The sequence below is a fragment of the Novosphingobium sediminicola genome (genome assembly GCF_014196525.1).
Lineage (GTDB): Bacteria > Pseudomonadota > Alphaproteobacteria > Sphingomonadales > Sphingomonadaceae > Novosphingobium > Novosphingobium sediminicola.
Genome location: NZ_JACIDX010000012.1, coordinates 21,805 through 35,772, shown reverse-complemented (window position 1 = coordinate 35,772; position 13,968 = coordinate 21,805). Strand labels below are relative to the sequence as shown.

General features: G+C 62.3%; 11 protein-coding genes, 1 tRNA gene and 1 pseudogene. 8 read left to right on the top strand and 5 right to left on the bottom strand.

Going from position 1 to position 13,968, the window contains the following annotated elements; genetic code table 11:
• The first annotated feature begins 3 nt into the window (after positions 1-3).
• From GGR38_RS15320 to GGR38_RS15305, 4 genes are all read left to right on the top strand, one after another.
• Entirely contained in the window at positions 4-960 is a 957-nt protein-coding gene (locus GGR38_RS15320; protein ID WP_183627069.1) for a ribonuclease E/G, read from the top strand.
• Positions 957-1,118: a DNA gyrase inhibitor YacG gene (gene yacG, locus GGR38_RS15315; RefSeq protein WP_172338645.1), complete on the top strand. Its 162-nt coding sequence runs from the start codon at positions 957-959 to the stop codon at positions 1,116-1,118. Before GGR38_RS15320 ends, yacG begins: the two co-directional genes overlap by 4 nt.
• 114 nt (positions 1,119-1,232) lie before the next feature.
• Positions 1,233-1,308, top strand: a tRNA-Phe gene (locus tag GGR38_RS15310).
• A gap of 69 nt (positions 1,309-1,377) precedes the next feature.
• Positions 1,378-1,596, top strand: a complete 219-nt coding sequence (locus GGR38_RS15305; protein ID WP_183627068.1) for a phage integrase central domain-containing protein — start codon at positions 1,378-1,380, stop codon at positions 1,594-1,596.
• A 98-nt stretch (positions 1,597-1,694) separates the two neighbouring features.
• On the opposite strand, the pseudogene GGR38_RS15300 reads toward GGR38_RS15305, so the two are convergent.
• A pseudogene (locus tag GGR38_RS15300) lies at positions 1,695-1,856 on the bottom strand (IS3 family transposase); the annotation flags it as partial.
• A gap of 42 nt (positions 1,857-1,898) precedes the next feature.
• Here GGR38_RS15300 and GGR38_RS15295 point away from each other — a divergent pair.
• The 3 genes from GGR38_RS15295 to GGR38_RS15285 all read left to right on the top strand — a co-directional run bounded on the left by GGR38_RS15295 (position 1,899) and on the right by GGR38_RS15285 (position 4,639).
• The gene (locus tag GGR38_RS15295; RefSeq protein WP_183627067.1) at positions 1,899-2,387 is read left to right on the top strand and encodes an HWE histidine kinase domain-containing protein; all 489 of its coding nucleotides are present in this window, start codon (positions 1,899-1,901) and stop codon (positions 2,385-2,387) included.
• Between the two features lie 364 nt (positions 2,388-2,751).
• Entirely contained in the window at positions 2,752-3,681 is a 930-nt protein-coding gene (locus GGR38_RS15290; protein WP_343059123.1) for a methyltransferase, read from the top strand.
• A gap of 55 nt (positions 3,682-3,736) precedes the next feature.
• Entirely contained in the window at positions 3,737-4,639 is a 903-nt protein-coding gene (locus GGR38_RS15285; RefSeq protein WP_183627065.1) for an iron-containing redox enzyme family protein, read from the top strand.
• Between the two features lie 21 nt (positions 4,640-4,660).
• On the opposite strand, the gene GGR38_RS15280 is transcribed toward GGR38_RS15285, so the two are convergent.
• The 4 genes from GGR38_RS15280 to GGR38_RS24555 all read right to left on the bottom strand — a co-directional run bounded on the left by GGR38_RS15280 (position 4,661) and on the right by GGR38_RS24555 (position 9,917).
• Complete coding sequence (locus tag GGR38_RS15280) at positions 4,661-5,461, bottom strand: cyanophycinase (protein WP_183627064.1); 801 nt, start codon at positions 5,459-5,461, stop codon at positions 4,661-4,663.
• On the bottom strand, positions 5,451-6,326 hold the full coding sequence (locus GGR38_RS15275; RefSeq protein ID WP_183627063.1) for an isoaspartyl peptidase/L-asparaginase: 876 nt from the start codon (positions 6,324-6,326) through the stop codon (positions 5,451-5,453). The genes GGR38_RS15280 and GGR38_RS15275 overlap by 11 nt, the downstream gene beginning before the upstream one ends.
• Positions 6,323-9,073 (bottom strand): cyanophycin synthetase, encoded by a 2,751-nt coding sequence (cphA, locus tag GGR38_RS15270; protein WP_183627062.1) that lies wholly within the window; start codon positions 9,071-9,073, stop codon positions 6,323-6,325. The genes GGR38_RS15275 and cphA overlap by 4 nt, the downstream gene beginning before the upstream one ends.
• Before the next feature lie 115 nt (positions 9,074-9,188).
• Positions 9,189-9,917, bottom strand: coding sequence for a helix-turn-helix domain-containing protein (locus tag GGR38_RS24555; RefSeq protein ID WP_183627061.1), 729 nt, complete (start codon positions 9,915-9,917; stop codon positions 9,189-9,191).
• A gap of 1,704 nt (positions 9,918-11,621) precedes the next feature.
• Here GGR38_RS24555 and GGR38_RS15260 point away from each other — a divergent pair.
• Complete coding sequence (locus tag GGR38_RS15260; RefSeq protein ID WP_183627060.1) at positions 11,622-13,898, top strand: TonB-dependent receptor; 2,277 nt, start codon at positions 11,622-11,624, stop codon at positions 13,896-13,898.
• Positions 13,899-13,968: the final 70 nt, after the last annotated feature.

The following is a 13,968-nucleotide window of genomic DNA, read 5'->3' as shown; positions in this document are numbered from 1 at the left end:
GCCATGTGGCTGATCGAGCAAGGCATCGGCGAGGATCGCGCGGTGCTGCTCGACGGCGGCGAAGTGGTGGCGGCCAAGATAGACTGGCCCGGACGCGCCGCGCCGGGTCAGGTTGAGGACGCGACCCTGATCCGCCGCGCAGGCGGTTCGCGCCGGGGCATATTGCGCCTGAACAGCGGCGAAGAAGCCTTGGTCGACCGCCTGCCGCGCGAGGCGAGCGAGGGCGCGCCCATCCGCATCGAAATCCTGCGCAGCGCCATGGCCGAAACGGGGCGCTATAAATTGGCACAGTCGCGCCCTTGCGATGCGCCGCTGCGCCCTGCCCCGCGCCTTGCCGATGTCCTGCCCGATGCGCGCGTGGTGCATCGCTTCCCCTCCGGCGTGTGGGAGGATGTGTGGGGCGAGGCATGGAGCGGCGCGGTCGCTTTTGCCGGCGGCGCGCTGGTGCTCTCGCCCACGCCCGCGATGACGGTGATCGACGTCGATGGCCCCCTGCCCCCTGCCGCGCTGGCGCTGGCGGCGGCCGAGGCGGTGGCGGCGACGATCCGGCGGCTCGATCTGGGTGGCTCCATCGGCATTGATTTCCCCACGCTGGAGGCCAAGGCCGAGCGGCAGGCGGTCGATACCGTGCTGGCGCAGGCGTTGGAAGGCTGGACGCATGAGCGCACGGCGATGAACGGCTTTGGCTTTGTGCAGATCGTAGCGCGGATGGAGCGGCCATCACTGCTGGCGCGGCTGCCCCATGCGCGGGCGGGCTCGGCGGCGCGGCTGTTGCTGCGCCGGGCCGAGCGGGTTGAGGAGGCCGGAACGCTGCTGCTGCGCGCCCATCCCTCGGTGATCGCCGCCATCACGCCTGCATGGCGCGAGGAACTGGCCCAACGCAGCGGGCGGCGGCTGGAGTTTCAGGAGGATGCGGGTCTTGCTCTGGACGGCGGATTCGCGCAGGCGGTGACATTATGACCCAACAAAATCGCAAATGCCCGGTCTGCGGCAAGCCCCGCAGCGAATCACATAAACCATTTTGCTCAACCCGTTGCCGCGATCGCGACCTAATGCAGTGGCTGTCGGACGGCTATGCCCTGCCCGGAAACCCCGCAAATGGGGAGGATGACAAATAAGTTTCATCGAATGTGTTTTTTTGGCTTGCCAAGACCGATCCGGTTAGCCATAGGCCCGTCCACCGGCAGCGAGGCGATGACAACATCCTCTCCTAAACGGTGAAAAATGGTAATGCCTGGGTAGCTCAGTTGGTAGAGCACGTGACTGAAAATCACGGTGTCGGCGGTTCGATCCCGTCCCCAGGCACCATTGCCCCCTTCCAGACACATCTGAGACCGTCCTAGGGCATCTAGAAACGGCAGAATTCCGCCATTCCTATTGGCCCGCTCGACCTCGACCATATCCAAGCTGCGCTGGCTGCTCGATTTTGCCAAACCCGATATCGGCGGCCGCCCTATCACGAAACTGACGGCGCCCGAATTGCTTGATGTGCTTCGAAAAATTGGATTGCGTGGACGCCATGAGACCGCCAATCGCCTGCGCAGCACGTTCGGCACAATCTTCCGCTATGCGATTGTCACGGGCCGCGCAGTATGATGTCTCGGCCAATCTGAAAGGGTCGCTCGTCACACCAAAGACGAAGCATTACGCGGCATGGCCTGCTGCCCGTTTGATGGACACCGAGATAAGCTTCTTTAGGCTCCCCCCGCCTGGCGTTCGAAGTCGATAGGGCTGAGATAGCCCAGGGTCGAGTGCCTGCGGATGGGATTGTAGAAACGCTCGATATAATCGAACACGTCGGCTCTGGCCTGATCGCGTGACCGATAGACCTTCTTGCGGACCCGTTCGGTCGCCGCCACGAAGAAGACGCCATCATCGCCAATATCAGGGCGGGCATCATGACCCGCCATTTTGAAACGGTGCGCAAGCGCAAGGATGGCAGTCTGATCGACGTTTCCCTGACCATTTCGCCGGTCCACGATGCGACGGGCCGGTTGATCGGCGCGTCAAAAGTGGCGCGCGACATCACTCTATCGCGCCGGATGGCCGAACAGCGGCAGTTGATCCTCCATGAAATGAACCATCGCATCAAAAACCTCTTTATGCTGGCCAATGGACTGGTGGCGCTGTGCAGGCGCGAGGCCGAGACGATCGATGGTTTTGCCGCCGATCTGCAATCGCGCCTTGTCGCTCTGGCGCAGGCCCACGAGACCAGCGCCCGTCTGCCTCAGGAAGGTCATCGCACCGGCGCCATCTCGCTGCGCGATCTGCTCGAGACCATCCTCAAGCCTTTTGAGAGCCGGTCAAACCAACACATAGAAATCCGCGGCACCAATGCCATGATTCGGTCCACGCAGCCTGCCCTCCATTGCGCTGCTGCTGCATGAACTGGCCACCAATTCGGCCAAATACGGGGCGCTGCGATCTGTGGAGGGCCTGTTGCAGATCGAAATGGCGGTTATCGGGCCCAGGATCCGGCTGATCTGGGCCGAAACAGGGCCGCCCGCCCCGCTCTCGGCGCCCCTGACCAAAGGTTTCGGCCCCCTCTTGAAACCATGGCGACGCACGTGCTCAATGCGGCCATCCATCGCAACTGGCAGCCCGACCGTCTGGTGATCGACATGTCTTTTGACCGGGAAACCCTCTCCTCCTGATGGCACTATTTGCCCGGCCGAACGTTGGGCTTTTATGTCGATCTTTTCACCAGACAGCGCATTTTCCGCCGCCGACGGGGTTCGGGACGAAGCACTCGTGGAGCTGCTTGCCAGCCTCAAGGCGCAGCATTATCGCTTCATCACCCCGACCCCGGCGACCCACGGCCGCGTGCTGGCCAACAGGTCCGAGCAACAGGCGCTGAACCTGCGCGATGTGCTGGGCTGGAGCCTGCCTTTCGAGCCGGAGGTGCTGCCTTCGCCTGTTCTGGCCCTTCTCCAGACCGCGCAGGCTCTCGACAGCCTGCCCGATGGCCGCTTCCGGTCGCGCTATCGCGTTTCCAGCCTTGGCAAGGATCTGCTGCTGCATTCGGCCTATCCCACATCCTTGGCCGATGCGGTGTTCTTTGGTCCGGACAGCTATCGCTTTGTCGATTTCGTGCTGGGCGAGATGACGCGCCATCCGCCCCGGCCGGGCGAAAGTCTGGTCGATATCGGCACCGGCGCGGGCGCAGGGGCCATCGCGACGGCGCGGGCCTTCCCCGAACTGCGGATCACGATGACCGACATCAATCCGCAGGCGCTGATGCTGGCGCAGGTCAATGCCCATGCGGCAGGTCTGTTCTGCGACATGGCGCTTGGGGCCTATCTCGATCCGATCGCGGGCATGGTGGACCGCATCATCGCCAATCCGCCCTATATGGCCGACGACGAAAAACGCGCCTATCGCGACGGGGGCCAATGGCACGGCGCCCAGATCAGCATGGAAATCGCCCGTCGCGCGCTGCCCCGATTGCGGCCGGGCGGGCAATTGTATCTCTACAGCGGCAGCGCGATTGTCTTGGGCGAGGACCGGATGCGTGCGACGCTGGAAAGGCTGGCGCGAGAGCATGGCTGCACCATGCATTACCGCGAAATCGACCCCGATGTGTTTGGCGAGGAATTGGACCGCCCCCTTTACCGTCATGTCGAACGCATCGCCGCCATCGGCGCGGTGCTGGCCCTGCCCAAAAGTCCTAACATGGGTTGAGGGCAAGACCCTCTCCGCGCGCGGAACATCGCCATAACGGCGCCGTTTCATCATCATGAAAACCATGACCATCTTGCCCCCGCCCAAAGCCCAGCCATGCTATACGGCGCCGTTTCAGCAGGATCTTGCCCGTTGGAACCGCCGCCGGCTCAGCCCCCAGTTCCCCATCGGCGACTGGGACGATCATTTCGAGCGGGAGCGCCATTTCCGGCTCATGGAAACGAGCTTTCTCGAAGAATTGCGCGGCGCGGTTGCCGAACGGGCATCCCATGCGCCCCGCACCGCCGATGGCTTTGTCGCATGGTTCGAGGATCTTTGCCTGACCGGGCCGGGGCAAGGCGACCCGCTTTTCCCATGGCTGGCCCAGCACGCAACCTTTGAGCAGATGCGATGGTTCTTTGAACAGGAAGCGGCCGGGGAAGCCGGTTTCGACGATCTGGTCGCCTTTACCCAGGTCAAGCTGCCAGTGGCCGCCAAACTCGAACTGGCGCGCAATTACTGGGACGAGATGGGGCGCGGCAATGCCAAGGGAATGCATGGGCCGATGCTGGATGAACTGGTGCGCACCTTGCGCGTCGATCCCTCCATCGAAAACACGGTCTGGGAAAGTCTGGCGCTGGCCAATGCGATGACCGGCATGGCCACCAACCGCCATTTCGCGTGGCATTCGGTGGGCGTGCTGGGGGTGATCGAACTGACCGCGCCGGGGCGCTCGGCGCTGGTGGCGCAGGGGCTGCGGCGTCTGGGCCTGAGCGGCAAGGAGCGGCATTATTTCGACCTCCATGCCGTGCTGGACGTCAAGCACAGCGAGGACTGGAACCGCGAGGCGCTGCGCCCCCTGGTCGAGGAAGATCCGCGCCGCGCCACCGCCATGGCCGAAGGCGCGCTGATGCGGCTGCTGTGCGGCGCGCGCTGTTTTGAACGCTATCGCGATCACCTGTGGCGCCAAAACGTCTGATGCGGACGCCTGACGGGCCGCCTAACAGGGCGGCAGGGCGGGCTGGCGCGTTTCCAGATCGAAGCAGTCCCCCCCGCTCAGCACATGCAGGCGCACCTCATGCATGGACAGCGTCTTTTCCGGGCTGGCCTCGGCAATATTGGAATGGGTGACGCCCGCCCCGTCAATCGCATAGATCGCCCCCGATCCGATCACCCGAAACCGGTTGCCGGTCAGCACCATCGCGGTATCCTCGTCAATGCCCAGCCCCAGCACGCGCGGGTTTTGCGCCACCGCACCCAGCAGACGCCCGATCCGTCCGCGCTCGGCAAAATGCTGGTCGATGATGATATCGCGCACCAGCCCCAGCCCCGGCGCCATATGCAGATCGCCGATCCTGTGCGATTCCCGGTTCGTCCCGCGCACCAGCATCGTCTCGCTCATCACCGAAGCGCCCGCCGACGTGCCCGCCACCACGCCGCCGCGCCGGTGCAGGTCGCGCACCAGATGCTCGACGGGCGTGTCGCCGATCTGTGAGGATATGCGCAACTGATCGCCGCCGGTGAAAAACACGCCGCCCGCTCCGGCAAAGATGTCCGCAACATGGGCGTCCAGCGTCTCGGCGCGTTCATGCAGATAGAGTTCGACCAGATCATGCAGGCCAAGATCGGCGAAGGCCCGGGAATAGGTTTCGAAATAGCCCTCCGGCTCGCGGCTTGCCACCGTGGCCAGAACCAGTCGGCGCGCCCCGACCCGCTCGGCCACCTCGCGCAGGATAAGCTTGTCGCCCTCCTTGTCCTCATGCCCGCCGATGATGATCAGGGGGCCGGGTTCATCGGCCATGGCCTTGCACCTCCCATTCCCCGGCGTCGATCAGGCCGATGGGGCCTGCCATGCCTGCGGTCTGCAGCCCCACGGCGAAATGGCGGCTGTTATGCGCCACGCCGAATGACCCGAAACGGTCGATGACAATCGCCCCCGCCTCGCCGCCCACCCGCGCCATCCGCGCGGGCAGCAGGCGCGCCGCCTCCATCGCGCCCCTGTCGGCCAATCCATGCAGGATATACGCCGCCAGCGTGACCCGGATCATCGCCTCGCCCTCGCCCGACAGCGCCACCCCGCCCAGCGTATCGTCGGCCAGCAATCCGCATCCCGGCAGCGGCGAATCCCCGATCCTGCCGGGCCGCTTGCCCGACAGGCCCCCGGTCGATGTGCCCGCCGCAATATGGCCGCAGGCATCCATGGCCACCGCGCCCACCGTATCATGGCCTTGCCCCGCCGCCCGCTCCGGCGCGATCATCGCCTCGGGCGAGCAGAGGGCCAGTCCGGCCTCGACCGCGAAATCCTCCGCCCCCTGTCCGCACAGAAACACGGGGCCCGCGCGCAACAGCGCTCCGGCCGCGCGAATGGGATGGCGCAACCGTCTTACGCAGGCCACCGCCCCCACGTCCAGCGTCTGCCCATCCATCAGCGCGGCATCCATTTCCACTGTGCCTGCGCTGGTCAACACCGAGCCATAGCCTGCATTGAAAACCGGATTGTCCTCCAGCGCGGCAATCGCGGCCGCCACCGCCTCGACCGCCGATGCGCCCGACGCCAGACACGCCGCGCCCAAGCCTGCGGCCGCGGCGCATCCGGTCCGGTTGCGCGCCTGCATCGCGGGGGCAATGGTTCGCGCCCCGCCATGAACAATCACCGCCCAGTTCATGACGGCGCCATCGCGGCGGCCATATCCGGGCGATAGGCCAGCACCTGTTCCCACACTGCCTTGATCGAGGTGGGCAGCAGAACCACCAGATCGCCCGGCCGCGCCATCGCGATCAGCCTTTGTGCGGCAATGTCTTCATCCAGCACCCGCCGCACCCGGCAAGGGTCCATGCCCGCCTCCAGCGCGCCCGCCGTCATGATGGCGTTGATCTCGCCCCGCGCCCGGCCGCGCCCGTCGGATGTCTCGCGAAAGACCACCTCGTCGAACAGACCGGCGGCCAGCCGCCCCATCTCGGCAATATCGCTGTCGCGCCGGTCGCCCGGTATGCTCACCATGCCCAGAACCCGCGCATGATCGCCCCGCATATGGGCAATCACATCGCCCAGCGCGCGCAGGCCCGCCGGATTATGCGCGTAATCGACCAGAAAGCGGATGCCATGGGCGTCATGGATATTGAGCCTGCCCGGATTGTCCTCAAACGAACTGGCAAAAGAGGCCAGACCATCGCGGATCAGCGCGGGCGGCACCCCGCGCGCGCTGCATATGGCGGCGGCGGCCAGCGCATTGGCGATGTTGAAATGCACCGTTCCGCCATGGGTCGCGGGTATGTCGGCCGCGCGGATCAGGACGGTGCGCTGCCCGTCGCGGCAAAGCACCAGATCCTCGCCATCGCGCAGCGCCGCCATGCCGCCATCGGCCACATGGTCCTTTACCGGTCCCGGCATAATGCCCCCCTCGCACATCGAGAACCAGACGACCTGCCCCCCGGCGCGGGCGGCCATGCGGCGGCACATCGGATCATCGGCATTGAGCACCACATAGCCATGGCGATGGACCGCGCGCGGCACCACGGCCTTGAGATCGGCCATCTGTTCGAGCGTGTCGATGCCTTTCAGCCCCAGATGATCCTCGGCCACATTCAGCACCGCGCCCACATCGCAGCGGTCAAACCCCAGCCCTTCACGCAGAATGCCGCCCCGCGCCGTTTCCAGCACCGCCACATCCACCAGCGGATTGGCCAGAACCGCGCGCGCGCTTTTCGGCCCGGTGGCGTCATAGGGCTTCATCAGATGCTCGTTATGATACAGGCCGCTGGTGGTGGTCATGCCTACATTATGTCCCGCCCGGCGCAGGATCCGGCCCACCATGCGCACGGTGGTCGATTTACCGTTCGTGCCGGTGATGGCCACAATGGGGATGCGCGCCATGGCGCCGCCGGGAAAGAGCGCATCGATGATCGGCCCCGCCACATCGCGGCTTTCGCCCTGTGTGGGCGCCAGATGCATGCGCAAGCCCGGCGCGGCATTGACCTCGACAATGCCGCCCCCGGTTTCATGGATCGGTCGGGCAATGTCGGGGCACAGAAAGTCTATGCCGCAAACATCCAGCCCCGTCATGGCGGCGGCCTGAAGCGCAATCGAGGCGTTGAAGGGATGGATCTCGCCTGTCCGATCGGTCGCCGTGCCGCCCGAGGACAGATTAGCCGTATCGCGCAGCAAAACGCTTTGACCCGCCGAGGGCACGCTGTCGAGATGCATCCCGGCCCGCGCCAGCACCATCGCCACCGTGTCATCACAGGTAATGCGGGTCAGCATGTTTTCATGGGCCTGGCCGCGCGCCGGATCGGCATTCACCATCGCCACCAGATCGCGGATCGAATGGCGTCCGTCGCCCGTGACAAAGGGCGGTTGCCGCTGCGCCACGGCCACGATCTTTCCCGCGACCACCAGAATGCGGTGATCCGATCCGGGCAGATGCTGTTCGACGATCACCCGGCGGCGGCCTTTTTCCGCCAGCGCGAAAGCCTCTTCCAGCATTTCGACGCCCGCGACCGAGGTTGTCACGCCGCGTCCGTGATTGCCGTCCTGCGGCTTGACCACTACCGGCCAGCCCAGCCGCTGCGCCAGCAGGCGCGCCTCGGCCAGATTGGCCGCCACGCCCCCGCGCGGCACCGGCAGCCCGGCCAGCGCCAGCAATTCGCGCGTCAGTTGCTTGTTGCCCGCGATCTCGGCCCCCAGCAGTGATGTCTCGCCGGTGATGCTGGCCCGGATCCGCTTCTGGCGGCGGCCATAGCCAAACTGGATCAGACTTTGATTGTCGAGACGCTGAACCGGGATGCGCCGCCGCCTTGCCGCATCGACCAGCGCGCGGGTGGTGGGGCCAAGGGGCGCCTTTCGGCAATGCCTGCGCAATTTCGCCCTGATCTGTTCGACATCCAGCGCCGCTTCCTCGACCGGCACGCCCAGCCGGTCAAGCCCGGTCACTTGACGAAGGGCATCAGGCAGCAGAGCGCTCACCATCTGGATCGCATAGGAACCGGCCGCCACCCCGCATCCCTCATCCTCATAGGCATAAAGGACATTGTAATGGCCCGGATACCCTGCAACCGACCGCGTCTTGCCCCGGCCGGTGCGGTATCCGACCATCACCTGAAGTTCGAGCGCGACATGTTCGATCACATGGCCGAGCCATGTTCCGGCGCGCAGCCTTTCGACAAACCCCAGCGGACGTCCATAACAGCAACCATGCCGCGCCAGCCCAGGAAGCAGCCCCAGAACGCGATCGGCAAAGCCGGGCAGACGATCGGTGGGCCATTCCTGCAAGGCGCCCAGATCGAGCTTGATGCGGATCATCGGCCGGTCGGCGTGGAGACTGGGGCCGCGATAGATGTTGTGCTCAAGAATGGCGAGCGGTGAAGGTCCAGCCTCCACCAGTGGTTCAACGCCCGTATTTCCAGTCGCGATCATGGGACACCCGATCAGCGCCTTGGGGATCCATGCGCCTGTGTTCATGAAAGCCTGTCGAACGGGCGAAGTTCCACCGCCGCAAGCGCTAAATTCCCATCGAGCCTGACCGGCGCGTTCAGCCCCGGTCAGGCTCGATGGGAAGATATTGCGGGTTAAAATCGCCCAGCGCGGCAAGGCCCATCCAATTCGTGACCTTGACGATGCCCCGTTCGGTATAGATCAATCCCGATCGCCGCATTTCCTGAAGGGTGCGGTTGACGTGAACAGCGGTCAGACCGATCGCATCGGCGATCTGATCCTGTGTCATGGGCAATTCATAGGAATCGCCCTCAAGCAATCCGGCCGAGCGCAGCCGCATGGCAAATTCGCAAAGAAGATGGGCAATGCGGCCGCGCGCATCCCGGCGGCCGACATTGATGACCCATTCGCCGCAGATGGATATGTCGATCAGCGTTTCGCGCCAGAGCGCGTTGCGTATCGCCGGTCTTTCGAACACGAGCCGCTGGAGGTCTTCGGCGCGAAACAGCGCCAGCCTGCCCGGCGTCAGCATCTGCAGCGTATGGATCGCCGTGCCCAGCAGCCCGCTTTGCAGATCGGGGAAATCGTCCGGAATATGCACTGAAATAATCTGGCGCGCGCCATTGCGCAATGTGCGGTGGCGATAGGTAAAGCCCGCGAGCAGCTCGATGCAGGAGGGCGTATCGCTCCCTTCATCGAGGATGACCTGACCGGCCTCCACCTCTTTCAGCCGAAACGGAAGAGCAAGAAAAGCATCCCGGTCTTCTTGCGCAAGCGGTTCCAGCTGATTCAACTTGTTCAGCAATGGGGCAAGCGTTTCCCGCACATCGCCTCGCTCCTTATGAAATCCATGTCGATCTGTTGTCCCCAAATTTTGGGGCTCGACATAATGCCTACCACACCAACAATTTGGAGCTACAAAAGCTCCATGCTGCGCTCTCTTCTCTATGTGAGCACAAGTATGCTATGGCTTCCCGAAAGCGTATGCCAGGTTGATAAGATTGTTAAAGTTTTGTGCCATTTAAATATCAAGATCAATACAACCGGCGTGTTAATGCTTACCGAGATAAATTTATCACAATTACTTTAATGATAAAGAGAATATATTTACAGTTTTCATAAAAATATATATCGGGACACGCCGTACTCATATCGATTTCATCATGGAAAAAGATATAGAACAGCGAATTTTCCTAGACTGGAGCATGGCCTATTCAGGTCATCATCTTTTGGTTGCAGGTCAATTTGCAGCCTTTATGGCGCCCTCCGGTCAAAGCCGAAGAAGACAGGTCGCTGAACATTTGATTGAAACAATGGCATCTGTGGACGCCCCTGAAGAAGCAAGCGTAAAATTGGGTCTGGTACGTAGTCGGGTGCTGCCATCTGTCCGGCCTCTGAGTGCAGCGCCATGCTGCGGGCCCGTATGGGAGTTCGCGGATCGGATCCATATCAGCTTATCGCGCTCGAAGCGCTCTGCCATTCCCTGGTTTGCCAATCCGGTCTTGCCGACCGTTGTGCCATACCCTCCTTCGACCGCCTACGTCTCCGACGACCTCTGACGTTGGCCTCGGCTTACGCCGCAACCATCTGTGGACGCCCCTGAAGAAGCAAGCGTAAAATTGGGTCTGGTACGTAGTCGGGTGCTGCCATCTGTCCGGCCTCTGAGTGCAGCGCCATGCTGCGGGCCCGTATGGGAGTTCGCGGATCGGATCCATATCAGCTTATCGCGCTCGAAGCGCTGATAGTGGGTGAGAAGGATCTCAAAGCCTCACTCAATGGGCCGAGTGGTTGCTTGTCTGAAGCATCATTTCGGGCAGAGCCGGAAAAACATAGCGGGCCACAGCTTCAGATTCCAGAAAAGTCGATTGAACTGGGCCCTTGAAGCAAGAAGTGTTTCCGGAAAATATCCACGTGCAAAATGCAGTCAGACCCTCTGCATGCGTGCCGCCACATCCCATGCTACTCTCAACCTTAAGGCCAATTAACAACGGCTTGTTGTCCCGCGAAAGCCGACCAACATCGTCATCCCCGCCGTCATCCGAAAATCCGGCCGTTGCCGTAAATGTTTTGCTCCTGGCAGATCGCCGATGCCTTCAACTTGATCGTCATGAACACCTTCGCTTCCCCCCCGGTGAATCTTTCGAACCGGATAAGACCGCCATGCCGGCAAACTGGGAAGGTCGCCCAACCTGACGCTCGCTGAGGATTCACAAGGCCGAGACCGGATCAAACAAACACCTTAGCGATTGTTATTATTTAGTATTTTAAGATTTCATCTGCAACATTCCTTTATGTGATGCAGATCCACAACATTTTCGCAAATTGCGGATAAAATTTTCGTATTCTTTCGTTTATGGTTGCGATGGCGATCAAGTTGCGCAAAGAGGCCACCATAAAGTCTCGCCTATGCAGGGATACGTAAGGGCTTGGCTGTGCATCAGCCGTCTTATCCCGTCATGGCGAAGGCGATCGGGATATGGTGCCGCCCGTACATCCGGGGTTGGCCGAGAACGGGATTAGGGAGGATAGAATGCGCAATTCCAATCTGTTGAACTGTGCGGCCAGCGTGCTGGTTCTGGCTGTGGCAACGCCTGCTTTTGCCGAAGCGGCACAGCCCGCGCCCGAAGCGGGCGAAATAGTGGTGACCGCGCAAAAGCGCACAGAAAGCGTCCGCGATACGCCCGCCGCCGTGGCGGTTGTGGCTCCGGTCGCGCTGACGCGCGCGGGTGTGACAACCATCGACGATCTGGGCAAGGCTGTCCCGGCATTGGTCGCTTCGCCCGCCTCGACCACGCTGCGCCCGTTCTACACGCTGCGCGGGATCAGCACGAATGTCATCACCGTCGGTTCGCCCAGCGGCGTGGCTGTGATGCTCGACGGCGTGACGCTGGCCCCTGAATCGCTGGCCGCGCGCCAGTTGACCGATATTGCCAGCGTCGAAGTGTTGCGCGGGCCGCAATCGACTCTTGGCGGGCGCGCGGCCTCGATCGGCGCGATCAACATCGTCACGCGCAAGCCCACCGCCACTTTGCAGGGCAATGTCGGCGCAACCGTCACCTCGGATGGTGAATATCGCGGTCAGGCATTTGTGTCGGGTCCGTTGGCGCCCAATCTGGGCTTTACCGTGTCGGCTTTCGGATCGCACACGCAATTCGTGACGAAGAACCTGACCACGGGTGTCAAGGATCATACCGGCACCTTCGGCTTCCGCGGCAAATTGCAGTGGGAAGTGACGCCTGATCTGAAGCTGACACTGGCGGGTAATTACATCGACACAACCGATGTGGGCGCGTTCCAGACCTATGTGAATGTTGCGCCCAACGCGCTGTTTCGCGGCACCTACAGTCAGGCCGCTGCCCTGCCTGGCATCAGTCCGGTCGGCGGCAACACCGACTATCGCACGATTCATACGCCGGGCCAGCATTCGAAGGACCAGCTTTACAGCCTGATGGCAGAATATCGCATGGGCAAGTTCACGCTGACCTCGCTGAGCGCCTATTCCCATGAAAACCGCGATCTGAAATATGACGTCTATCTTCAGCAGGTGGACTGGGCTTCGATCGGGTCGGGCGGAGCCTACAGCTGGGACAATATCCAGCGTTCGCAACTGACCCTTGATGGTTTCAATCAGGAATTGCGCCTTGCTTCGGATGATCTGGGGCCGGTGCGGATTCTGGCGGGCCTCTATTACGATTATTCCAAGACTGCCTTTCAGTTCGACCGCCCCGCCTTTGGCACGCCGATCCCGTTTGGCGCCTATCGCGTGGCGGAAAACAATTCCTATGCCGCCTATGCTCGTGCCGACTGGAAATTGCGTCCGACCACCACGCTGATCACCGGCCTGCGTTTCAACCATGACAAGATCGGCTATCGCTACGATCTGCAATACAACACGACGCCGGCGTCCAATTCGGTGCCGTTCAGCCGCAGCGGTTCGGACAGTTTCAACACGCTGGTGGGCGATGTCACGCTGAAACAGGATGTGGCCGACCGGGCCAATGTCTATGCCAAATATTCGCGCGGTTATAAGCCCAAGGTCTATAATCTGGATGCGACCTTTACCGCGACCAACACGATCGCCCCGGTGGGCAAGGAACAGGTCGATGGTTTCGAACTGGGCTTCAAGGGCGATCTGCTGGACCGTCGCCTGACGCTCAATCTGGCCGGGTTCTACACCACCTACAAAAACTTCCAGGTACAAAGCGTCGATCCGGCCGCCGCCGCGCCGACCTTCCAGCTGACCAATGCGGGCAAGGCCAGCAGCCGCGGCATCGAACTGGATGCCACCTATCGCGCCGGGCATGGGCTGACGCTCAATTATTCGGGCGCCTATACCGATGCGCATTATGACAGCTTCGTGGGCGCGACCTGCTATTCCGGGCAGACGGCGGCAACAGGCTGCACCACCACCAATGGGGTCAGTTCGCAAAATCTTTCGGGCGCCCGCCTGCCCAGCGCGCCCTTGTGGAAGATGACCTTCGGCGTCGACAAGCGGACCTCGCTTACCAACAACATCGACCTCAATCTGGGCGGTGTGCTGACTTACCAGACCGGGCTGACCTTCGATCCGAACAAGAACCCGGGATCGTTCCAGCCGCAATATGCCATTCTCAACCTGTCGGCCGGGGTTGCGGGCAAGAACGATCGCTGGAGCCTGACCGCTTTCGTCAACAACGTGACCGACAAGCTCTATTACTCGTCGATCAGCGATCTTGGCGGACGCTGGGGCAACAAAGCCGTGTTCAGCGGCTGGTATGGCCGTGACGCAAGGCGCTATGCCGGTCTGAGGTTTGAAGGCAAGTTCTGATCTGAATATGCGCTCAGGAGGGCTGGAATGCGCCTTATGCTCCAGCCCTTTTAGCCTTCTGATTACGAAG

Excerpts from the sequence above, each read along its gene's own strand:
- GGR38_RS15285 (WP_183627065.1), top strand. The coding sequence starts at position 3,737 with ATGAAAACCATGACCATCTTGCCCCCGCCCAAAGCCCAGCCATGCTAT.
- GGR38_RS15280 (WP_183627064.1), bottom strand. The coding sequence starts at position 5,461 with ATGGCCGATGAACCCGGCCCCCTGATCATCATCGGCGGGCATGAGGAC.
- cphA (WP_183627062.1), bottom strand. The coding sequence starts at position 9,073 with ATGATCGCGACTGGAAATACGGGCGTTGAACCACTGGTGGAGGCTGGA.
- yacG (WP_172338645.1), top strand. The coding sequence starts at position 957 with ATGACCCAACAAAATCGCAAATGCCCGGTCTGCGGCAAGCCCCGCAGC.
- GGR38_RS15320 (WP_183627069.1), top strand. The coding sequence starts at position 4 with ATGTGGCTGATCGAGCAAGGCATCGGCGAGGATCGCGCGGTGCTGCTC.
- GGR38_RS15260 (WP_183627060.1), top strand. The coding sequence starts at position 11,622 with ATGCGCAATTCCAATCTGTTGAACTGTGCGGCCAGCGTGCTGGTTCTG.
- GGR38_RS15295 (WP_183627067.1), top strand. The coding sequence starts at position 1,899 with ATGACCCGCCATTTTGAAACGGTGCGCAAGCGCAAGGATGGCAGTCTG.
- GGR38_RS15275 (WP_183627063.1), bottom strand. The coding sequence starts at position 6,326 with ATGAACTGGGCGGTGATTGTTCATGGCGGGGCGCGAACCATTGCCCCC.